Origin of the sequence: Paenibacillus sp. FSL L8-0644 (assembly GCF_038008165.1) — a bacterium.
Taxonomy (GTDB): Bacteria; Bacillota; Bacilli; order Paenibacillales; family Paenibacillaceae; genus Paenibacillus; species Paenibacillus polymyxa_D.
Map to the genome: position 1 here is coordinate 5109891 of NZ_JBBOYN010000001.1, position 22715 is coordinate 5132605.

22 protein-coding genes and 1 riboswitch are annotated in these 22715 nt (G+C 50.9%); of the genes, 1 reads left to right on the forward strand and 21 read right to left on the reverse strand.

All coding sequences use genetic code 11. The annotated features are described in order from the left end of the window. Positions 1-11 precede the first annotated feature (11 nt). The 3 genes from NSS94_RS23130 to NSS94_RS23140 form a co-directional block, all read right to left on the reverse strand. Positions 12-1682 carry an ABC1 kinase family protein gene (locus NSS94_RS23130; RefSeq protein WP_069010059.1) on the reverse strand — a complete coding sequence of 557 codons (1671 nt, stop codon included), beginning with the start codon at positions 1680-1682 and terminating at the stop codon, positions 12-14. Position 1683: 1 nt separating this feature from the next. Continuing rightward, positions 1684-2043, reverse strand: coding sequence for a phasin family protein (locus tag NSS94_RS23135; RefSeq protein ID WP_013312404.1), 360 nt, complete (start codon positions 2041-2043; stop codon positions 1684-1686). A 103-nt stretch (positions 2044-2146) separates the two neighbouring features. Beyond that, positions 2147-2785: a ThuA domain-containing protein gene (locus NSS94_RS23140; RefSeq protein ID WP_165146049.1), complete on the reverse strand. Its 639-nt coding sequence runs from the start codon at positions 2783-2785 to the stop codon at positions 2147-2149. A 439-nt stretch (positions 2786-3224) separates the two neighbouring features. Between NSS94_RS23140 and NSS94_RS23145 the strand changes: the two genes are divergently transcribed. Continuing rightward, a complete protein-coding gene (locus tag NSS94_RS23145) occupies positions 3225-3674 on the forward strand; it encodes an AbrB/MazE/SpoVT family DNA-binding domain-containing protein (RefSeq protein WP_025721620.1) in 450 nt (149 codons plus the stop codon). Positions 3675-3809: 135 nt separating this feature from the next. Here NSS94_RS23145 and NSS94_RS23150 read toward each other — a convergent pair whose 3' ends face one another. The 18 genes from NSS94_RS23150 to NSS94_RS23235 all read right to left on the reverse strand — a co-directional run bounded on the left by NSS94_RS23150 (position 3810) and on the right by NSS94_RS23235 (position 22672). Further along, positions 3810-5267 carry a cobyrinate a,c-diamide synthase gene (locus NSS94_RS23150; protein ID WP_341040215.1) on the reverse strand — a complete coding sequence of 486 codons (1458 nt, stop codon included), beginning with the start codon at positions 5265-5267 and terminating at the stop codon, positions 3810-3812. After that, positions 5260-6348, reverse strand: coding sequence for a cobalt-precorrin 5A hydrolase (locus tag NSS94_RS23155; protein ID WP_341040217.1), 1089 nt, complete (start codon positions 6346-6348; stop codon positions 5260-5262). Before NSS94_RS23155 ends, NSS94_RS23150 begins: the two co-directional genes overlap by 8 nt. Then, positions 6341-7135: a precorrin-4 C(11)-methyltransferase gene (cobM, locus tag NSS94_RS23160; protein WP_160788663.1), complete on the reverse strand. Its 795-nt coding sequence runs from the start codon at positions 7133-7135 to the stop codon at positions 6341-6343. The genes NSS94_RS23155 and cobM overlap by 8 nt, the downstream gene beginning before the upstream one ends. After that, entirely contained in the window at positions 7132-7848 is a 717-nt protein-coding gene (cobI, locus tag NSS94_RS23165) for a precorrin-2 C(20)-methyltransferase (protein ID WP_340933514.1), read from the reverse strand. Before cobI ends, cobM begins: the two co-directional genes overlap by 4 nt. 31 nt (positions 7849-7879) lie before the next feature. Then, positions 7880-9136 (reverse strand): precorrin-6y C5,15-methyltransferase (decarboxylating) subunit CbiE, encoded by a 1257-nt coding sequence (gene cbiE / locus NSS94_RS23170; protein ID WP_341040219.1) that lies wholly within the window; start codon positions 9134-9136, stop codon positions 7880-7882. After that, complete coding sequence (locus NSS94_RS23175; RefSeq protein WP_322251544.1) at positions 9129-10274, reverse strand: cobalt-precorrin-5B (C(1))-methyltransferase; 1146 nt, start codon at positions 10272-10274, stop codon at positions 9129-9131. Before NSS94_RS23175 ends, cbiE begins: the two co-directional genes overlap by 8 nt. Positions 10275-10348: 74 nt before the next feature. Beyond that, positions 10349-10993: a precorrin-8X methylmutase gene (locus NSS94_RS23180; protein ID WP_069012857.1), complete on the reverse strand. Its 645-nt coding sequence runs from the start codon at positions 10991-10993 to the stop codon at positions 10349-10351. A 168-nt stretch (positions 10994-11161) separates the two neighbouring features. After that, positions 11162-11941 (reverse strand): precorrin-6A reductase, encoded by a 780-nt coding sequence (gene cobK / locus NSS94_RS23185; protein ID WP_069012858.1) that lies wholly within the window; start codon positions 11939-11941, stop codon positions 11162-11164. Further along, positions 11938-13014 (reverse strand): sirohydrochlorin chelatase, encoded by a 1077-nt coding sequence (locus NSS94_RS23190; RefSeq protein ID WP_318627986.1) that lies wholly within the window; start codon positions 13012-13014, stop codon positions 11938-11940. Before NSS94_RS23190 ends, cobK begins: the two co-directional genes overlap by 4 nt. A gap of 92 nt (positions 13015-13106) precedes the next feature. Beyond that, on the reverse strand, positions 13107-14903 hold the full coding sequence (gene cobJ / locus NSS94_RS23195; protein ID WP_341040220.1) for a precorrin-3B C(17)-methyltransferase: 1797 nt from the start codon (positions 14901-14903) through the stop codon (positions 13107-13109). Positions 14904-15214: 311 nt separating this feature from the next. Further along, a riboswitch (cobalamin riboswitch) is annotated at positions 15215-15400 on the reverse strand. Between the two features lie 57 nt (positions 15401-15457). Beyond that, entirely contained in the window at positions 15458-16012 is a 555-nt protein-coding gene (locus NSS94_RS23200) for an LOG family protein (protein WP_341040222.1), read from the reverse strand. Between the two features lie 203 nt (positions 16013-16215). After that, entirely contained in the window at positions 16216-17067 is an 852-nt protein-coding gene (locus NSS94_RS23205) for a uroporphyrinogen-III synthase (protein WP_029518594.1), read from the reverse strand. A gap of 101 nt (positions 17068-17168) precedes the next feature. Further along, positions 17169-18323 carry a GerAB/ArcD/ProY family transporter gene (locus tag NSS94_RS23210; RefSeq protein ID WP_069012109.1) on the reverse strand — a complete coding sequence of 385 codons (1155 nt, stop codon included), beginning with the start codon at positions 18321-18323 and terminating at the stop codon, positions 17169-17171. A gap of 42 nt (positions 18324-18365) precedes the next feature. Further along, the gene (locus NSS94_RS23215) at positions 18366-18590 is read right to left on the reverse strand and encodes a hypothetical protein (RefSeq protein ID WP_341040223.1); all 225 of its coding nucleotides are present in this window, start codon (positions 18588-18590) and stop codon (positions 18366-18368) included. Then, a complete protein-coding gene (locus tag NSS94_RS23220) occupies positions 18583-19800 on the reverse strand; it encodes a Ger(x)C family spore germination protein (RefSeq protein WP_341040225.1) in 1218 nt (405 codons plus the stop codon). The genes NSS94_RS23215 and NSS94_RS23220 overlap by 8 nt, the downstream gene beginning before the upstream one ends. Next, complete coding sequence (locus NSS94_RS23225) at positions 19800-21425, reverse strand: spore germination protein (protein ID WP_069012104.1); 1626 nt, start codon at positions 21423-21425, stop codon at positions 19800-19802. Before NSS94_RS23225 ends, NSS94_RS23220 begins: the two co-directional genes overlap by 1 nt. A gap of 180 nt (positions 21426-21605) precedes the next feature. Then, positions 21606-21944, reverse strand: a complete 339-nt coding sequence (locus tag NSS94_RS23230) for a hypothetical protein (protein ID WP_069012102.1) — start codon at positions 21942-21944, stop codon at positions 21606-21608. Between the two features lie 14 nt (positions 21945-21958). After that, positions 21959-22672: a pirin family protein gene (locus tag NSS94_RS23235; protein WP_069012100.1), complete on the reverse strand. Its 714-nt coding sequence runs from the start codon at positions 22670-22672 to the stop codon at positions 21959-21961. Positions 22673-22715 lie beyond the last annotated feature (43 nt).

Sequence of the window (22715 nt, forward strand, 5' to 3'; positions counted from 1 at the left end):
CTGGTCGGTATCTAAAACCTTCCCGATTTAAAAATGGAATACAGTAAAAAGGCAACCATTAAGAGAGCGACAACAAAGCCGATTTCAATAGCAGGTACATTCCACAGCATGGTCGCCTGATGATTCAGCGATGAACCGATAATCAGTCCGACCATAATAATGCTGAACGCTAACAGCACGATACTGAATGACAGGCGGTTGCTGATCTGATCCAGCCTGCGCAGAAGCATTTCCAGCTCCGGCACAGTAACCTCCAGCTTAAGCTTGCCCTTGCCGATAATCGAGGCTAAATGCCTCGCCTGTCCTGGCAGTTCCATCAGCGCTTCCACCAGCTCAGTCGCACCGCCGAGCAGCTTGCCTCGGATACGACGACCGCTGAAGCGTTCCTTCAGCAGCCTGTTACCAAAGGGCTCAGCCAAAGCGATAATACTGAGATCAGGGTCCAGATGCTCCACGACCCCCTCCAGTGTCAGCAACGCCTTGCCTAGCAACAGGACGTCCGACGGCAAACCAATCCGATGGCGCTGCGCTGCGCCAAACAGGTCGTTCAAAGCATCACCAATACTGACCTGTGAAAAAGGAACGTCTGAGTAATCTTCGCGTATCTTGTCCAGATCGGCACGTAGCGCATTCAGGTTGGTATCCGGTTCGACCAGCCCCAAACGTGCGATAGACCGAACCATGGCATCGGTATTTTTGCGCATCAGGGCAATAATGAGGGAAGCGAGATGATTCTTCATCTCTTCGCTCAGCCTTCCCGTCATGCCAAAGTCCAAATAAGCGAGACTACCATTTTTCAGAACGAGTAAATTCCCCGGATGGGGATCGGCATGAAAAAATCCCTCTATAAAAATTTGATGCAACATGCTGTTCACCAGCCGCTGCGCCAGTTCTTTCAAGTTATATCCACGGCGTAATAGCTCTTCACGACTACCCAAGTGAGTTCCGTCTAGAAACTCCATGGTCAGTATACGGGAAGAGGTATGATCCCAGTATATTTTCGGAATATAGATATGTGGGTCCTGCTCAAATTGGAGCGCAATCTTCTCTGTATTACGGGCTTCGTGGTTGTAATCCAACTCCTGAATGAGCGATCTCCCCAGCTCCTCTACCATCTGGCGAAGCTGATACCGCTCTACCCATTCCCAGCGCTTGGCTGCCATTGCGGTCAGTTCCCGCAAAATGTCCAAATCTCGCCGAATGATGCGATTGACGCCAGGACGCTGGATTTTAATGGCGACCATTTCGCCGCTGTGCAGCTTGCCCAAATGCACTTGCCCGATCGAAGCAGCGGCCAGCGGAACATCGTCAAAACGAACCAGTATGTCCTCTAATGACGTGTCCAGCTCCTGCTCCAGAATGCCACGCGCCGTTTCAGATGAAAACGGCGGTACCTGATCCTGAAGCTTAACCAGCTCACGGATAATAGGCTCCGGCAGCAGGTCAGCACGTGTGCTTGCCAACTGTCCAAGCTTGATGAATGCAGGCCCCAGATCCTCCAGCACAAGTCGAATCCGTTCACCTAACGTTTTGGACTCGGGAGTTTCTCTCGTCAGCCACTTGCGAGGCAGTGACAGTAGCTGGAACAGTCCCATTTCTTCCACCATATAGCCAAAGCCATGACGCGCCAGCGCCATGGCAATTTCCCGGTAACGACCGGCGTGCTTCATACGAACCGCCATTTTAATCCAGCCGGTTCGCTTCTTCAGCGTCGCTCGAACCCGTAAGCGCCGCCTTTTCTTTTTCCAGCTCCGCTACCTGTTTTTCCAACAATGCCACACGCTGCTCCAAACTTGTGACATCATTTTCGGTAGGTACTTCCAGCTCCTGCAAAATGCGGCTAACCTGTTCGCGGATCACTGTTTTGAATTGTCCCTGTTCCTCTGCCCCTCGTTCGATCAGACGATCGACCAGTGCTTTGGATTCCGAAGGCGCAAGTTCTCCGCGGTTTACAAGATCCTCGACGGCTTTCTCCACCTTTTCTTTGCTGACAACGGTGAGGCCCCACCCCAATGAGATGGCTTTTTTGAACAAATCGCTCATAATATATCCTCCCCTACCTGTGATTACCTACTAGTATAACCTGAAAAGGGGAGCCGCATAAAGCTCGCAGCTCCCCTTCCTCAATGAATGGAATGATCTATGTTTAACCCGGAAAGCGTCCAGCCCACTTAGCAGCCTGAAGCAGCAGCTTACGGTATCCCTCGTGCTGGAAACTTGGCTGATTATGTCCAGGCATCAGGTAGACGACCCGACCCAAGCCATAGGACAGTGACCATGCAGCCGGCCACCACTGACCTTCATACTCGTATTCCATCAGTAGTGTTTTTTCAGTGAATGGATCAAAATCAAAACGATATGGCTCCTCTTGCATCTCGAACGGTTCGATTCCTTCCATAATCGGATGATCCGGCTCTGTTACCTTGAAGGAAAGCTGCTCCGCTGCCGGATGCCGCAGGAAGCGTGCTCCCATGAGCTGTGCTATTTCATAACGTCCTTGCAATGTGATTCCATTATGCAGCACAAGCAGTCCACCTCCGCCGCTAACATAGGACAGCAGTCCTGCTGTTTGTTGAGGAGACAGAACCTCCTTACGGCTATCACAATACGAGATGCATAGATCGAATGAGGCTAGATTTTCCTTGAGCAGCATTTTACGATTTTCACTGCATTGTACCGTCATCCAATCTTGTAAAATATGGCTAATCTCTTCGTCCACCCCTTGCAGCGGGTGAAACTCCGGATACGAATAATCTCCTAACAACAATGCTTTTCTTTTTTCCATGATAAATCCTCCTTGCCTGACTTGTATATAAGGACTTTAAAGGCGGGGTCCGTGTCATTCATTCTTGTTTGTGGGGTCAAAACGCTCAGAAAATTCTGTTTGGCCCTCATTCATTTCCCATAACACCGCCATCATTGTCCGAGCTACGGCATATATAAATAATTCTACAGACGGCCTATTAAATCCTTTAGCAGAAGATTATAGCATATATGTTCGCTCGGAATAAACTTATTAAAACTTATTCAAAATTTATAAATCTGAACGATGGCGATTCGGCCTCTTTATGGTATACTCGTAAGAAAAAAAGTGCGTCCATGCTTGATTAACAATAAAGGGCCGCTTTTTGTAAGAAATTTATGCTTGCGGTTATAGAATTGATAAGAATTGCCTCAAACCTTATACATTCTATAAATCTTAAAAAACCGGGGAGGTTGCATGAATGAAAAGGACTGGAATGACCCGGCCCTTGGACAGCTTGGGGCGAATTGTGCTTCCTAAAGAGTTGCGCATGACGATGGAGATTGACATCGGCGATCCATTAGAGTTTTTTATTGAAGACCAGACACTCATGCTCCGTAAGTACAAATCAACCAACTGTATATTTTGCGGTGCGGTTGATACTAACACCTATTTTAAAGATCAGTTTATCTGCGATGAATGTGCGGCCTCGATGAAAACGGAAGATTTAGTTCCGGTCACAGCGACTGAAACCCATTCACCCCCACTTAAGCAAAACATGCATATGAAAAAAATTTATCAGCGCACAGACGTTATTTTGGAGAAAATGAGAGAGCTTATGGAAGAACATCCAGCATCTTCACAAAAACAACTCGCATCCATGCTTGGCGTGAGTCAGGGAAGGATTTCCCAGCTGAAAAAGCTCATGTAAGTGAACCACCAAAAAAGTAATGTATACGCTTCCATACCATGTAAGGTTTAAATCTATTGAAATTTAGAAAAGCCGGCCCCTTTCAGGGAATCGGCTTCTTTTTGTTTATATGAAATGGTGGACTCGTTTGCAAAACTATGGACTGTAAGCCCGGCATTGTTCCACCCAGCGTGCTGCCGCTTTGGGAAGAGAAGCGAGATGAACATGCGTGTAGGCTGCCAAAAGATTCCCTTTCGTATAGCCCTCGCTCTGGAGACCACGCATTCCCTTGGTTTGATAGGCGTAAGAGTAGGGGGCGGATGATTCGTCATAGTGCATGACAGAATAATGAAATTCATGTCCCCGAATTGTCTCTCCAGCCTTCAGCAGTAAGCAATCCTGCAAAGCGGTTGCTTCACGGTATCCCAGTGCGGCCCGTTTCTCCTGCATGCGGACGTCCGACGGAATAACTCCGGCCATGTGATGGGCATTCCCCATACGATCCGTAAGAGTCCGTGCCAGTACCATATAACCGCCGCATTCGGCGAATACTGGCATATCCCGGCTCACCGCGTTGCGGATATCTTCCAAAAAACCCGTATTTGCAGCGATATCTGCGGCAAACTCTTCAGGGAAACCGCCGCCCAGGTATAGGCCGCTTGCCTGCTCAGGTACGCGTTCTCCCGCCAGCGGACTGAAATAGACAATCTCTGCTCCCGCCTGACGCAGCAAATCCATATTTTCCGGGTAGTAAAAATTGAACGCAGCATCTCTGGCGACGGCAATGACGGGACGTTCCCCGGTATCAGCTTCATGCCCTGCTGATGGAAGCCGATTCAGGGAAAATAATGGGTGCTCGGGCGGGCTGGGCGGCGGAGCCGAATCTGCCAATGCCCGCAGTGCATCCAGATCCGTACCCGCGCGGATCAGCTCTGCCGCCCGTTGGAAAAGCGGCTCCAGCTCGCCGCGTTCCACAGCGGGTACTAAACCCAGATGACGCTCGGGAATATCCAGCCCGTCATCACGCTTTAACCAGCCGAGCACAGGGATGCCGCACTCCTGCTCGATCGCCTTTTTGACGATGCCATAGTGCCCTTGGCTACCGCAGCGATTCACAATTACGCCCACAATGCGTAGCTTGGGCTCCAAGCGCTGAAAGCCAAGCACAATAGCGGCGGCGCTTCGTGCCATACTGCGCACGTCGACCACCAGCAATACAGGGCTGTCCGTCAGCATGGCGATCTCAGCGGTCGAGCCGGTGTTGCTGAGCGGGTCCTTGCCGTCATACAGCCCCATGACGCCTTCAATCACGGAAATATCCGCGCCTGCGGAAGCACGGATAAAGATTTCACGCACCGTATCTGGTGAGGTCATCCATGAATCCAGATTACGGGAAGAAGTCCCAGTCGCGGCAGTATGATAGGTCGGATCGATATAATCCGGCCCGCATTTAAAACCCTGCACTCGCAGGCCGCTGTCGGCGAACGCCTTCATCAGCCCGAGGGTAACAGTCGTTTTGCCTGCCCCGCTGCCTGTTCCGGCAACAACAATACGGCTTCTGCGCGTAGCGGCAGACGTATCAGACTGTACAGCCTGCTTCATGATGTCAGTCATAGGAAACCCGCGCTACAGACAGCGTCATATTGCCGCTTTTTTTCTTCTCCAATAGCCAATGGTCTGCACCAGAAGACAACAAGGCTGATGGTTCACTGACCCCATATGCGCCAGTGTATTTGAAGACGGTTTCCGATGGATTGGGAAGCTGCACCGTATTCAGCTCTGACGGAGTATACGTCACCAGTTCCCAACCGTATTTGGCGCAAAGGGCAAGTAAGCCCTCTTCGTCCTTCTTCAAATCAATGGTGGCAATATTCCGTACGCTTTTCACGGACAAACGCAGCTCTTGCAAGGTGTTCAGCACACCCGCCTCCAGCTCCTCTAATGCAGTCCCACGGTTGCAGCCGATGCCGAGCACCAAGCTTTTCGGACGGTACAGCACGCCATTAGAAAGAAGCTGCTCCTCTTCCCCCGGCTCCAATAAACGGTCGCTCACGACCAACGCGGCGTTAAACGGTTCTTGTAATGCTTCTGCCGTCGAAGCATATACCTTGATATGTCCAGGTACAGGCTTGTCATAACGCCACCAGTTCCGTTCGCCTGTCTCTTGTATGAGCGCAACAGGCTCCTCGTTTACAACAGCAGCGCTCACGGGAGTGGCCTTGTCGAAGCTATCGACCACCCAACCCAGTTCCCGACCCAACATGTCCACCGGAATTGTGCCCTGCACGTCCGATGCAGTTGTGATTACCGCACGTGCGCCCAGCACAGCGGCTACATGGCGGGTCAATTCATTGGCGCCGCCCAAATGACCGGACAGCACGCTAATGACATGCTCCCCGCGATCATCAATGACGACTACCGCCGGGTCTACCTTTTTATCCACCAAAATTGGTGCAATCATACGAACCACTGCACCGAGAGATATAAATAAAATAATACCGTTATATTGTTTAAATAAATCCGGCAAAATCAGCTTGACCGAGCCTTCGAACAACTGAATGCCACGCTCCTGCTCGTCGCCACGTTCAAACTTGGACATGTAATACACATCCGTGCCCGGAAAGTTGGCTCCCAGATTGCGGACCATTTCCACTCCATGCTTCGTGATCGCCACAGCGGCAAATGGATTACTCACCGGGCTTCACTCCCTTCCGGTAGCCGTGGGTGAACGACTTATCATACAGCTTGGAACGATGCGCGTCCTTGTCCACCAGCTCTGGGTCGAGCGCCCAGCCCGCCAAGATCATAGCATGCATCGTTATGCCTGCTGCACGCAAATCGGCGGGTAATTGAGCAAGCGTCGTGCGTACGATCTTTTGATCCGGCCAAGTCGCGCGCTGTACAACCGCTACAGGCGTGTCCTCGCTCCAGCCTGCCGCCAGAAACTCAACAACCACCTTCTTCGCCAGTGTTGCGCTGAGGAATAAGGCCACTGTACAGTGATGGGATGCCAGGTCACGAAGCTTTTCCCGATCCGGTACAGGTGTACGGCCTTCGGCACGCGTCAGAATGACGGTCTGTGTCAGGTCAGGCACCGTTAGCTCTGCACCCAGCACGGCCGCAGAAGCAAAGACCGAGCTGACGCCCGGTACGATTTCGTAGGCTACTCCGCGCTGCTTCAGCAACACCATCTGTTCCAAAATGGCTCCATACACTGCCGGATCGCCTGTATGTACGCGAGCTACACTACGTCCAGCCTGCACAGCCTCGCTCATAATCTCAACCTGCCGCTCCAGATCCATGCCTGAGCTTTGCAATACCTGCGCCTCTGGTTTGGCCGTGGCAATCAACTCGTCGTTCACGAGTGAATCCGTGTACAATACCACATCGGCCGTGCGTAGAATCCGGGAGCCTTTGACCGTAATCAGCTCCGGGTCTCCTGGACCTGCTCCTACGATATATACTTTGGGCTCCAACGTCATTTGCTCACCACCATTAAACTCAAATATTCAAGCTCCTGTCCGCGCAGCTCACGTGCGTTGCGCCATACCATTTCATAAGGAGAAGTGACCTTGGTAATGACCGATGCACAGTCCCCAAGATTGAGCTCATCCAGCACATCCAAAATCAAATCCAGTACCTTGGCAACCTTGATAAATACAACCGTATCGTGATTCTCAATTGCCCGCTTCATCGCTTCCCGATCATCCGTAGCCGGTATAATACCGACCTGCTGATCTCCGTCTGCCAAAGGCAATTCCAGCGCTGCCGCTGCGCCCAACACAGACGAAATGCCCGGAATAGATACAATTGGCACCTCTGGATGGAGATCCTTCATGAGTCGTGCCAAGTGAATAAAGGTACTGTACAGATTAGGGTCTCCCTCTGTGACAAAGGCTACATCCTTGCCTTGACTCAGTGCCTCCCAGCATGCAACCACCGTTTTGTTCCACTCCCGCTCCAGTACAACCGGGTCCTTGGTCATTGGAAAAATGAGTCCCAGCATCTCCTTTTCCTCCGGGTTGACGTACAACTCCACGATCTCGTGAGCATACGATTTGCCCCCCCGGCGTTTCTTCGGATAAGCCACAACTGCACATTCCTGAATCATGCGATACGCCTTGACTGTAATCAGCTCGGGATCACCCGGCCCCACGCCTACGCCGTAAAGTGTTCCTGTTGCCGCCGTATTCATGCTGTCTCTCTCCCCCTCTTGAATTACCAGCTTACTCCCCTGCTACTTCATCAGCCACGTCCACCGACGGCTGTCCTGTAATGACATATATCGGATTGAGTCCGTCAAAACGCGTCATATTCAAAATCGGCTTGCTGCGCGCTGTTTGCAGTAACGTCACCGAGGTATCGAGTCCTGCTGTTTGCATCGCCTTCATACCGTCATGTAGCGTCTCAATCGTTGCAGCATTCACTACAATTCGTCCATCCTTACGCAGACGGGAAGCGCACAGACGAATCAGCTCGGACAATTCTCCCCCGCTCCCACCGATAAACACCGCATCCGGGTCTGGCAGCTCGTCCAATCCGGCTGGCGCTTTGGCATGAATAACCGGGAAATCGGTGCGGAATTTGATCTTGTTCGCTTCGACATTAGCCAGGTCGCCTTCGTTCTTCTCAATGGCAAATACTTGCCCATGCTTAGCCAGTCGCGCACATTCTACCGCTACAGAGCCGGAGCCTGCGCCGATGTCCCATACGATGCTTCGTTCGGTCAATCGCAGCTCGGACAAGCTGAATACGCGTACTTCACGCTTCGTGATCAGCCCTTTTTCCGGCTTGCGCTGGTGAAATTCCGCATCCTCGAAGCCAAATCCCCGCCGAATTGCAGGCACGTTTTCCCCCTTACGGCGGCGCAAAATAACCACATTCAATGGTTGGAACGTTCTCTGCGCCATCTCTTCCAGCGTATAATGCTGATACACCTCATCCGGTCCGCCCAAATGCTCGCCGACAAAAGCATCATATTCCGTCATGCCATAATGCAGCAGATAGGCAGCGACTGCACCGGGATGATTCCGGTCGTCCGTCAACAGCGCGACCTTGTTCTGTCCGTCAATCCGCTGCGCCAGTCCGGTCATCGGGCGACCGTGTACGCTTTCCAGCACCGCATCCTGCCAGCTTTCACCGAGACGCGCAAACGCCAGCTGAACCGAGCTAAGATGCGGCATAATATCCAGATGTTCCGCCCCCAGCTTGGCAGACAAATAACCTGCAATTCCAAAAAAAAGCGGATCGCCGGACGCAAGCACGACAATATCCTTGTGCTCACGCAACCGTCCCAATTCTTCCACCACGGCGGATAAGCCGCTCTTTAATGTTCGTTTTTCCCCTGCAGCTGCCTTGAAAAATCCTAGCTGGCGTTCTCCACCAACCAGCAGGTCCGCACGCTCAATGTGCTCCAATGTTTCCTGCGACAGACCTGCCGCTCCATTTTCACCGATACCAATGACACGGATCACTTTACTCACCGACTCTCGCCCTCCCCAGCACGTTCCCTTTCAGCGTTATCAGTACCATTTCCACAACGATTTCACCACCTGCATGCTCCAGACAATGCTGACATCCATAGGTACACAGCTTTTCAAAAAAGCTCAGCGCATTCGCTTCGGTCATCATATCCGCCACCTGCGTAGCTGTATTTGCCTCAGCCACTGCCGCTGCAAGCGACTCGTCCACACCCGCTTCACGCGCGACCTCAGCCAAAAAGCCAAAATCCACCGGAGCGCTCTTGGAGTGAACCATCATGATACCTTGAGCGACCTTGGACAGCTTACCGGGCATACCGACGAGAATAATCTTTTTCATTCCCAGCCGTTTCCCATGCTTTATAGCAAAGCCAACAAAGTCCCCCATCTGAATAAAGGCCTCTTCCGTCAGCTGATCATACATTTGCATGGCGTATTTTTCACTGCTGCCGCCTGTGGTCAGGACTATCTCCTGGCAGTTCATCGCTTGCGCAACTGATATGGCCTGCACGACACTGGCTTTATAAGCTGACGTGGAAAACGGAACGACCACACCACGCGTGCCTAGTATGGAAATACCGCCAAGAATGCCAAGCCGCCCGTTCAGCGTTTTCTTGGCAATTTCTTCACCGTCCGGTACGCTGATGACGACACGGACACCTTTGGCCGATCCGTGCTCCTCAAGCACACCTGTCACAGCCTCCGTAATCATCCGGCGCGGCACCGGATTAATCGCTGCTTCTCCAACAGGCACAGGCAGACCGGGCTTCGTTACCCGCCCCACGCCGATGCCACCGTCCAGTTCAATGCCCGGCTCCTCGCGCCAGCTAACGGACGCGATAATTCTCGCCTGATGCGTGGCATCTGGGTCATCGCCACCGTCCTTGATCGTCGTGCAGGAAGCTTCGTCCGCGTCCAACACAGGCTCAATCAGCTCAAACGCCTGATCGAAGCCCGCGGGCAGCGATATCACTGCTTCCTTCGGCGGAATGCCCGTGATGAGCAGTTGTACCGCTCCTTTGGCTACTGCAGCCGCACAAGCTCCTGTCGTAAAGCCTGACCGCATTGGCTTGTCCGGTGCGGGAGCTTCACCGCTTTTCATCCGTTTGGGCTTGTCGGCGGACGCTGCTTCCTTTTCCATGCCAATTCCTCCTTAACCTCTTCTGCTGATCATGTTCCAATTCATTTCATGATACAGCAAACGGACAACCGCATCTAGCGGACAGCCATTAAGGAGATCGCATTCAATGCTGCTACGACAATTGTACTGCCGCCCTTGCGTCCAATATTCGTAATGAACGGAATATCCAGCTTGCGCAGCTCGTCCTTGGATTCTGCCGCCGATACGAAGCCTACGGGCATGCCAATCACCAGTCCGGGCTTGGCCGCTCCTTCTTTCACCAGACGAATCAGCTCCAGCAACGCTGTCGGCGCATTACCAATCGCATAGATACCACCTTCGCTCGCCTGAATCGCTTTGCGCATCGAAATAATGGCGCGTGTCGTATTCAGCCTTTTCGCTTCTTCCATGACGTCAGGGTCAGATATGTACACATGCACATCCCCGCCAAATTGACGGATACGATCCTTACTCAGCCCCGCTTGAATCATCTGCACATCTGCCACTACCTGCTGGCCTGCGCGAATAGCTGCAATCCCGGCTTCAATCGCTTTTGGATGAAACACCATGCTGCGGCCCAGCTCAAAATCAGCAGATGCATGAATGACACGCTGTACAACGGGATATTGCTCTGCTGTAAAAGGATGCTCTCCCAATTCTTCTGTGATCATCTCGAAGCTTTTGCCTTCAATCTCCTGCGGCTGTACCGTTAGCGGTTTAAATTCTGTTTTGAAATCCATGGTAGACCACTCCCTTATGGAAAATTAGAAAATAGTTTAGGAAAATGACAATTCATTGCTACTAAATCATGGATACCTCTAAAAAACACCTGTTTTAAGATGACTATATTTTAAATACATGCCAGAAGTCGTTCCTGATGAACTGGACTCGCAGGGGTAAGGCTCAACTCAAATTGAAGTTTTCTCTTTTGCTGTACGCAGTGCGTTGATGACTCCGTCGAAATGATCAAATACTGTGCCAAATTCCACTTCCGGCCTGGAAATCAAAAGTACGTGAATCCCCAGCTCCAATGCAGATTGAACCTTTTCATCCACTGCTCCCGTGCTTCCGCTTTCCTTGGTGACCATCACGGTCGTGCCATAGTGCTTGTACAATGCTTCGTTCATCTCGCGGGAAAAGGGTCCCTGCATGGCAATAATATTTTTTTGCTCCATGCCCAGTTCGCCGCATTTCTCCATATTGTCCAGGCGCGGCAGCATGCGTATAACCAGACGAATCTCCGGGTCTCCGAGTAAATGCTTGGTGAACGTGCCGAGCGTCTTACTGCCCGTCGTAAGCATTACAGAACCTTTGAGTTGCTTCGCTTCTAATGCGGCTTCTTCATAGGAAGACACGATGTGGAGCAACGGATGATTGTCATATACAAGTCCTGTCCGCTCATAGCGAATATAAGGAACCCCGGACTCGCGAGCGGCTGTCATCGCATTCGCATGTGCTTCTTCTGCAAAAGGATGACTGGCATCAACAACCGCCTGTATTCCAAGCTCCCGAATCATTGCAGCCATTTCATCGGCTGTCATTCGGCCTGTACGTACGTCTAGTCCCGCTTCAGACAAGCTGGCTGCCGCGCTTTCGGTTACGACTGAGGTCAATACGTTGAAGCCATTGTCACGGATTTGCAGCGCCAATTCCCGAGCATCGCTCGTTCCGCATAGCATGAATATCATGAGCCCTTCACCTGCCCGCTTCCATTCACTACAGATGGCGTATGTGAATGCTCGTGATGGTGATCATGGTCATCATGGCTGTGAGCATGGACATGCTCATGAGTGTGATCGTGGCTGTGTGTATGGTGATCATGATGGTCGTGCTCATGTGCATGATGGTGGTGATGTTCATGTTCATGATGATGATCGTGGTCATGGTCATGATCGTGGTCATGATCGTGGTGATGATGGTGGTGCTCCTGCGCCTCCAGACGGAACTGGCAGTTATCACAATTGGCCGTAACCTTGCCGAACAAACCTTCCTTAGCTCGCTCCAGCACCAGTTCAACCAATTGGGGATGGAAACCAAAATATCCGCCCATCTCCACTTGTAATGCAGGGTGAGCCTCGGCAAATTCCTGGGTCATTTCTCCGATGCGTTTAATCAGCACACCCGTGAACAGAAAATAGGGAAGCACGATAATCTTTTTGGCCCCCAATCGTACACAACGCTCCAATCCATCGGGAAAGGAAGGCTGCGTCACACCGATAAAGCTGCTCTCTACCCATGTATAAGAAAGCTTCTCCCACAGCATACGGGTGATTTTGAAAAAGTCACTGTTCGCATCTGGATCGCTACTTCCGCGTCCTAATACAAGTACCGCCGTTTCCTCGTCAGGTACCTCGACAGATGCCTCGACAGCGCTAATCATCCCCGCTGGAACTGCAACCGGCTGGGCCTCTTTCAAGCGGCTTAGCAGAATGCTGACGATTTTCTCGTGAACACCAATCGGACGTCCGTATACAAATTCCACCTGCGGATATTTCGCCTTTGCCCGGTCAATAGCCATCGGAATATCAATTTTGGCATGTACCGCTGCGAACAAAATAATCGGAATAAGAACGACACGCGTCGCCCCTTTCTCCACACAAGTTTGCATCCCATCAGCAATGCTGGGACGTGCCAGCTCCAAGAAACAGGTTTCCACGCACATATCCGGTACCCGATCTGCCACTGCCTGTGCAAATTCCAGCAGTTCCTGGTTCCCCTCCGGGTCCCGACTTCCATGTCCAACCAACAATATTGCATCCACTGCTGTTGTTTCCTCCTCTTGAATAGGGATAGCCTGCATGACGCCCTATTTTATATATATGCTTGTATCCCGTTCATCAGGCCTTCAGTCCATTAATCACCACAAACCGCATTCACTTCTACCGTTACTGGTGCATCTTCATGCCGGAACCCCGCAACGACACCTACACGCTTAAAAAATTTATGAAAGCGCTCATTCGGATGCCCTTTTTCCTTATATTCAGCGATGACGTTCTCCACGATGTCAGTAATCTGATCACCCGAAATTCCTTCCGCTACAGGCTGAGCGGCATGAGCATTGCGGCCGAATTTTTTGCCACCGAGGAAGAGATCGTACCCACCCTTGCGATAGACGATTCCGATATCCTCTAGTACGGCTCCATAGCAGGCCATACCGCATCCGTTCAAAGCAATGCTCGTTTCCTTGGGTGCCTGTAATCCGCCAAGTACAACCTGTAAATGCTCAGCCACAGGCACCGAGTCATCCTTCTCCATATTGCAGAAGTCGCACGCCTTCACCTTAAACACATCGCCAATCGGCATGACAATGAATCGTTCATCCCGCAGCCGCCCGACCAGTTCCTCGGGGTCTGCACACGGCACGCGCAGCACGATCTGATGATCCGGCGTGTATTCCAGCTCGCCGTCATCACCCGCTACCTCGGCGAGCAGCGCCATCTGGCGAGCGGTGAACTTCTTGTTTCCCACACCCGGGGAAACACCCACCTCAAACAGCGCAGGCTTGCCAAAGCCGCCTGTCGCCATCCCGGCCGCGGCCCCTGCTCCGGCCACCGCCGACGTTCCGGCGGTGCTCTTGGCGGTAGGCGCTTGCCCGCTCCAGCGAGCGTTGGCTTCGCCAGGCAGCTTGCCGCCGACAGCGAGGCGGCTTAGCGCCTCTGCCGCCAGCGATGCCGGGGCCGTGCCGGTTTGCACAGCAGTTGTTGCCTGCACGGCAGCCATCGCTTGCGGGCGTGCCTGCGTCGCAACCGCAGCGCCGCTCGCGGAGGGTCCAGCGGGCGTAGTCGGGGCTGCTCCTGCCTGCGGTGTACCCTCTTGCGCTCCCAGCGACCACGGCTCCGCTTCCGTGCGGAGACGCTGATGCGGCTTGAGCGCCTGCTCGGTCGCATCCAACGTGTATTTGCGCTGATATCCGCGCGGAGTCACGATCAAACCGTCATACACCGTCGTCGAGGAATTGCCGATGATTACAGTCGTCAGCATCCCGATGTCATGGTTCAGCATATCTTCCAGCGTCGTTACAATAACTTGCTGACGCTCACGATAAGCACTTTTCACCAACCCGACCGGAGTTTGCGGATCGCGGTAACGCAGCAAAATGGACTGCGTCTCCACAATCTGGCGCGTACGCCGACCACTGCGCGGGTTGTATAATGCAATCACAAAATCAGCTGAAGCCGCAGCTTCTACACGCTTCACAATCGTTTCCCACGGGGTCAGATGATCACTCAGACTGATCGTGCAAGCATCATGCATAACCGGCGCCCCCAGCAACGAAGCACAGGACTGAATTGCCGAGATCCCCGGTACGACTTCTACCTCAACCCCGTCCTCGCGTCGCCAGCCTTTTTGCATCAGCACTTCGTACACCAGCCCTGCCATGCCATAGACTCCTGCATCTCCACTGGAAATGACGGCTACCTTCTTGCCCATCTCTGCTTGGCGAACCGCCTCCTGCGCACGGCTCACTTCCTCTGTCATCCCTGTACGTACAATCTCCTGTCCGTTCAACAACGGACGGATCAAATCAACATAGGTATTGTAGCCGATAATGACCTCACTTTCGGCCAGCGCATCCAGCGCCCGTTTTGTGATATGTTCCATATCTCCTGGTCCAAATCCAATCACCAACAATTTTCCTAATGGGCTCATCGGGCTCCTCCTATTCATCCTTTTCAGGGCAGCTATGCTATCTATTCCAATGATTTTTGGACATCCTGTAACTCAAAAAAGCCCCATCCTACCCGGATGGGGCTTCTATGTACGTATCTCTCATCAGACGAACAAACAGCGTAAGAAGACACGATTTGTCTTCCTCCAGCCTGCCGTTGTTTTCCATCTGTCTGTTTACGCTTCAAACGCTGCTGCACGTTCATATCCACGCAAACCTCTAGCCAACATGGAAAAAGCAACGTGTGCCTGATTTCCTGATTTCGTACACCCATCCTCTCCGCGAAGGTTAACGGTGCATACAGATCAAGGTAGGTCTCCTGGCTTGGCATCAACAGATTCTTTCGTCTTCCCCGTTTTTCACGAGTGACCATTAAAAAAAATCCTCTTCCTTACAGTGGCGGGACCGCTCGGGATTTGCACCCGATTCCCTGTTACCCTTTGCTCAACCGCAAAGGCACCTTGTCTGTCCGCTATTTGATTATGGGTCTTATCATAACCTTGCCTCAATCAGTTGTGCAAGCACGAAAAACGCTTTATTTCAAGTTCTCTGCTTTATTTTTTAACATATGTAGCAATTCGTCCGGGTCCGCAGAGATACTTAATAACGCTGGGTGCTCAGCCCCGGTAAACCCTTCTTGCACGCTATGACGCACCATTTCTACTAACGGGTCAAAATATCCATTCACATTCAGCAGCCCAATGGGCTTGCGATGAATGCCAATTTGCGCCCAGCACAATACCTCGAACAGCTCCTCGAAGGTTCCCAAGCCACCCGGAAGGGCGATAAACGCATCGGCCATCTCGCTCATTGCCGCTTTACGCTCATGCATGCTTGCTACCTCAATAAATTCGGTAACTCCCCGATGAATGATCTCTGCATCAAATAATAGGGTGGGCATAATACCAGTGACCTGACCGTTACCCGCCAGCATTCCATCCGCCACCTCTCCCATTAGCCCCCTGCTAGAGCCGCCATAGATCAGACGGATATGATGGCGAGCCATGGCTTCTCCCAGTTTGCCTGCTGCCTCAACATATACCGATAAATGTCCAGGTCTGGACCCGGCAAATACGCAAATAGAATTCATTAACGTCTCAGCTCCTGTCCTAAGTAGCATCGAAACTTATTCATTATATTAGATAAACATTTTCGCTATAACAAAAATCTTTGTCGATGCATGTCCAACAAAAAAAGATAAAGACCTCGGAGGCCCTTATCTTTATTTTACTCTGTATCCCGAAATATAAGTTCATTTTTTTAGCATACTGCATTTATAATTTTGATCTCATTTCAATGACCATTCACGATCTTCAGACCACAGCCATGCACCGAATCGTTATGTTCAAAATATTTGCCCAGCTCCACCATCATCGCGCCCATGCGCTCTTCGGTTGGAAACACGACTCGATCAATCCCTTCTTCCACAATGGACTGTGCAGTCACCTTCCCTACGGATACAGCAATCACATCCTCACGAAAAGCTTCCAGTAAATCCTCGATTCGATTTTGCTCTCTGGCATATTGGGCCAAAAATCGAATTTGCGGACCACTCGTGAATGTAACGGCATCAACATTACGATGGATAACATCCTCCAGTAACGCCTGCAATTTTGCTTCCTCAGGTGGGATATGCTTATAAGGAAGTACCTGGCGGGTCACTGCCCCCTGCTCGTCCAGCCATTTTACCAACCGTGGGGCTGGATCGCCATGCAGTTGCAACAGCACTTCCTTCCCCTTCAGATCGTATGGGGCGAAAGCTCCTGTCAATCCGATCAAACTTCCGTCCTCGTCTCGTACTGCTGGCGTAAAGCCACGCTTTTTGAGTCCATTGACCGTCTTGTAGCCCCGCGCTGCAATGTTGGAGGATTGCAGCAACTCTATAATCTGCTCAGCCACGCCCATATCCTCTGCCATATCGAACAGGGCATCCAGCCCCATGCCTGTCGTGAAGATGTACCAGTCCGGAGGGTTCTTTACCCACGATACAACAGCGTTGCGCAGCTCGATATCATCTAGAAAAACAGTGCCCTGGGCCGGACGATGTACTGGCTCCCCTCCCATCTTCACAACTAGCAGCGCCATTTCGTCTGCTTTACGGGGACCAGCAAGAGCGACTCTCTTACCTGCCATGCGTTGTGCCATTCTGTTTCCTCCCTAGTAGAAGTCGTATTTCTTTCTACCAAGTATACAATCAGAGGGGTAAAAGACAAATAAGAATTACTTTTTCGATGAATACAGGAATCTTATAAGTGGGTGTGTCCTGTTCTGTCTCCCTGCCGGCTTTCTAGCTGACTACTGCTATCCCGCTCTCCGTTAGATGCCTTATCATCTCCGCCTTTCCCTTTAGATTTGGGTCGGAGCAACATCCATAGTACCAAGGGCATAAGTACAAAAAAAATGATCATCACCGCGGTCCACTCCCGGCTGAAATCAAAAACTTGCACGATGTTGGAGAACAGCATAAACGAACAGACATAACCTAACAAACCTACGGGCCAAACCATCAGACTCCCCCAGGCATGGGAGAACATACGCTTTACCGCCAAACTGGTAACGTACAGATCAATTCCGATCTTCGTAAGAAAGGTGGGTACGGTCAGTGCTGCCACGAACAAGTCGAACCGATCCAGAAAGTCCGTTAGCTGCAATTGACGCACCAGTTCATACGATGGATAGAACAGCCGTGACAAGATAGGAACACCAATAACCAACTCCGACTGCAACACCAGCATGATCAGAAAAGCGGTTCCGAGCAAATGCCCATACCACGCACTACGTCCATTATAACTCTTTCCAGAAATCACAAAGGGAACCATCAGGATATCGGCCATATATCCCAGCATGCGCCAGCTGCCCTTGATCACTCCCTCTACTTCTGGATGTAAGTAGGGTCTCAGCATCGAAAAATCCATATTACGCCCAAAAAAAAGTGGCATGGTCAACAGCGTCAAAATCAACATCGGCAAAAAAATCTCGGCCATATTCACGATGGTGCTTATTCCGCCTTTGGCCATAAATACCAGAGTTAACAGCACAATAAGAGAAGTGACCACAATCGGAGTCAGCGGCAAAAGCACAACCTCCACTAAATCTGTGATAATTCTCAAATCCCGTGCAAAAATGATCAGGAATAAAATAAGGTAGACTGCAAGCAGCATACGTCCCAGCACAGGATGAGAGCTCACCATCGCCTGCATTAGATCCTGGTCAGGAAAACGACGCTTGAGTTTCAACATCGCCCAGATCGGCAAGCATAGCACGATAGCCGCAATTATACAGGTCCAGTAGGCATGCTGATTCGCGTGATCCGCTGCCTGCGCCGGAGCATGTATAAGGGTAATACCGACCTCCATCAATACACCCAGCAGTACGATTTGTCTGGTTGTGAACTGTTTCATACAGGTCATCCTCCTTTTATCCGCAGGCATCCAATACACGATTTACAACGTAGGGGGGAGCCACATGTCAATAAAACGGGTCAGCCATGTAGCCACATAAACGGTGCTCTTCGTTGATGTTCCGTAAATCCAGATACTAATGCTAATAACATACAATACTCGAGAGACCCAACGATTGATGGCTGGTGCATTGTTAATATTTTTACGGTCAATCAGATACATGAAGAGCATAGCCAGCACCAAAGGTAACAGAAATACTTTATTCATTCTGGATTTGCTCCTTTTTGACCCCGAATGGTTTGGTGACCGCACCAATATTCTCAATATGCACGACCGGATTTATGGTGATCTCCACCTTGGGATATAGTTGCTCCCATTGAGGTTTAATCCGTTTCCATTCATCCGGGTGACTCGTAATAATAGCCCGGCCCAAACCAAGTACGTCTGAACGATACTTTTGCTGAATCACGTGGACAGCCTCTCCCAGCTCCCTCTTGATTTCCTCGGCTGTCTGCTGCTCCAGCCACTTCAAATTTTCCTCGTTGGAAATATCGAAATTCGTCTCATTTTCCTTCACATTCCCATTGCAGTTCATATGAACGGTCATTCGAATCTCATTCCCCTGAATAAAGGGCTCGATATGGACTCTATTTTCGATGAGATGCACAGATATGTAACCTTTACCCTTGGGAGGGGGGATAAATATCTCTGTCTCCTTGGCTTGCTCCATACCCAACAGCAGAAACCGACTGAGATGGTTATCAATAATCCCTGTTAACCTGTCTTGTCGAAAGACTGCCAATCCATCGATCTGAATATTCGTCTTCTTGTCTTTAAGACTAGCGGGCCCATTCTTCACCAGAGACATTACTGGCACCACCGGGTCAATGCCTTCCAGCAGGACGGAATTCATCAGCAGTTTAACGGAACGAGGTTTTTTCATATAGGAAAAGTTAAGCTCACGCACCATTTCCGCTGGATATTGCTCAATCGGAGCATCTGCCTGAAGCACTTCCATCGCTGACCCCTTCGTGATAACAACCAGGGAAGACAGACGGTTCTGCGGAATACGTGCAATGACATCCATCATTTTGCTAATCCCTTCCCGTGCCAGCGTCTCGCCGAACAGCAGTACCCGCCGATGGGAGTAATTAAGTGTTCGCGAAACCCCGCGCTGTTCCTCGGTACTTGCTCCTCGAAAGCTTGGACCTGTTTTGGACTCCAGATAGTAGGACTTCGTACCGCTTGTACCTCCCCCTCCTCCTGTGCTGCCCGAAGATCCTAGTTGTCCAGGCAAAGCAATTTGCATCGTTACCCGGTATTGATCGCCTTCCTTGTCTAGCCCGGTACCCATCACAAAGGCCACATCGTTCACTTCACGGCGATCCCAGCATCCTCCCAAAAGAACAGAACAAAGCAGCAGACAACAGAGCACAGCCGCTTTACGTATTTTTTGTGTATTCGATTTGGGCTTCATCACCATCCCTCCTCGGTGGTAGGCGTTCCATTCATCTTTTCCTTCGCTCGTTTGTTGTTGTCTTTACCAATCCAGGAAGGACGTTTAGTCATTTTCCACCAAGGTGCACGGACGACGATATCCTTTTGATCCGTATGGTTGTACGGGCTATATCCGCTCATGTAAGGGACACCAAACGATGTTAGCTTGGTTAGATGCGTAGCAATCAGCGTTGTCGCAATAATGATCCCAAACAATCCGAATAAACCCGCCATCAGCATGATTGGAAATCGTAGCAGGCGAACTGTGATGGCAAAGTTAAAGCGTGGAATGGTAAACGAAGCAATACCTGTGAGCGACACAACAATGACTATGGGTGCCGATACAATCCCTGCCTGTACTGCGGCCTGCCCAATTACGAGCGCACCAAGAATACTAACGGCCTGACCGACCGTTTTGGGGAGACGAATCCCTGCTTCACGTAATGCCTCAAAAGAAATTTCCATCATTAACGCTTCCACCAGTGCTGGAAAAGGGATAGATTCACGAGCCGCTGCAATACTTAATATGAGTGTCGTCGGCAGCATATCATGGTGATAGGTCGTAACCGCTACATATATTGCTGGCAGAAAGAGAGCCATGATGAGAAAAAGAAAACGAATCCAGCGCACCATATTACTGATGAAAAAACGTTCGTAATAGTCCTCGCTTGCTTGCATCATCTGCCACATCGTGACCGGCCCAATCAGGGCAAAAGGCGTTCCGTCCACAAAAATGGCAAAACGTCCTTCCAGTAATTGGGCAGTGACGGTATCCGGGCGTTCAGTATATTCCATTTGCGGAAACGGAGAAAAGGGATGGTCCTCAATCAGTTCCTCAATATATCCAGTCTCCAGAACACCATCAATATTAATATCGCTGAGCCTTTTTTTTACATCCTCCACCAGTTTGGGATCTATGATCCCTTCAATATAGGTAAGGACGACGCTCGTTTGAGTTTCTGTTCCGATGGTCATGCTGTACATCTTGAGCTTGGAGGTCTTCAACTTGAAACGCAACAGTGCCGTATTGACGCGAAGGGTCTCAGTGAAGCCCTCACGCGGCCCACGAATAACCGCTTCCGTCTGGGGTTCCTCTACGCCACGGCGGACACCACCCTTGGCGCTAAAAATATAAGCACGAGGCGTACCATCTACGAACAAGGCGGCATTGCCGTCCAGTATCGCTGCCGCTACCATCTTCCATTCGTCCATCGTTTTGGTCTGGGACATCGAGATACGAGTTTCATCCAGCGGCTCCAATTTGCCGTTCACTTCAGGGTCCTTGAGCATCATGCCCAGAATGACAGGCCGCAGGATATGATCCTGCAAATCCTCTGATTTTACCGTACCTTCAAAATAAGCCAACAACCCTTTGCGTTCAGGGGAAATCATGAGCTCTCGGTAGACGATATCAGAGCAATCCTTGAAAATGTCACGCAAAGCAATCAAATTGTCTTCCACATTGCTACGCAGCGGCTGTTCCAGCCACGAAGACTCAGGCAGTCCTTTAGGCACATTGGAATTTCGTGTCTTGCGGTCTGCGGCTGGAATCGCTCTCCGGCTCCACGGTAGCTTCGGCAACTTGGGAAAGCGCCCTTTCTTCATCGTTATTCCCCCTTTACGAATGAGCCGAACAGATAATATGACCTATAGGATGTACCAGCCTGCAAAGGATTATGTATCCAATGAACTCAACATGTTGAACGGATAACAAAAAGACCCTGCAATGATGCAGGGCCTTCGAAAAATCCATTATATATCTGAAGATTTATGATAAAGGAATGATTAATCTCCCCAATACTCCTCGGGATGGTATTCAATCTCAGAACCAGCTTTGAACGTAAGCTCATCTGTCTGATCATGATATTCCACGCTTTCCGGAGTGACGTAATACCAATGCTTCACCACGGGTCCATCATCTACCGGCGTTACAAAACGAAATACGTTCAACTCCCCGCTATAACGCACAATCGCCTCCGCCGTCCCACGCGGCAGCCCTTGAAGCGTGAAGCGAAACACGCCGTCCACCGATTCCAAACGGCAATCGAAAACCTGCTTGCGGCTGTCAGCAAAGCTACGTCCCGTGACGGCATGCTTGATCAGCCATGTTTCCTGCTGCGCCATGTGCGCACCTCCTTTTAGGGCAAATCAATCAACATATAAAAAGCAGACTCCTCTGCTTCCAGTGCTAGCTTTGGCTCCTGCTCAATACGAGCTGAATCGCGCCCTTGCAGAATATGTTCACCGTTCACACGCAGTGAGCCTTCAATGACGAACAGGAACACGCGTCGCCCCTCGGCCTGTGTGAATTCTACTTGCTCTCCAGGCTGAAGCTTGCTTAAATAAATCGTTAAATCCTGGTTGATTGCAGCAATTTCACCCTCTGTGCCCGGTACACGTTTTCCGGCAACGACAGGCAGAAGCTGACCGTGCAGACGCTCAGGATTGAACGCTGTGGCCTCATATGACGGTTTCAGTCCTCTCGTATGCGGGCTAAACCACAATTGCAGCAGACTGACATCCTCCGTTTGTGATGCGTTGTGCTCCGTATGAATGATGCCGTGGCCCGCTGACATTCGCTGAATGCCTCCAAAACGGGTCACTGCTACATGTCCACGGTTGTCTTCATGACGCAGTTCCCCATACAGCACAATCGAAACAATCTCCATATCACTGTGCGGATGCGCCCCAAAGCCCCGTCCCGGTGTGATGACATCGTCATTACAGACACGCATAGGACCAAACGCTGTATTGTTCTCATCCTGATACTCCGCGAATGAAAAGCTGTGACTCCCCCGCAGCCAGCCCTTATCGAAGCTGAATCGGGAAGCCGCCGGATATATTGTAAACATAATAGCCCTCCTTCAGGAAGAAAAATGAGATCAAATCCCTCTC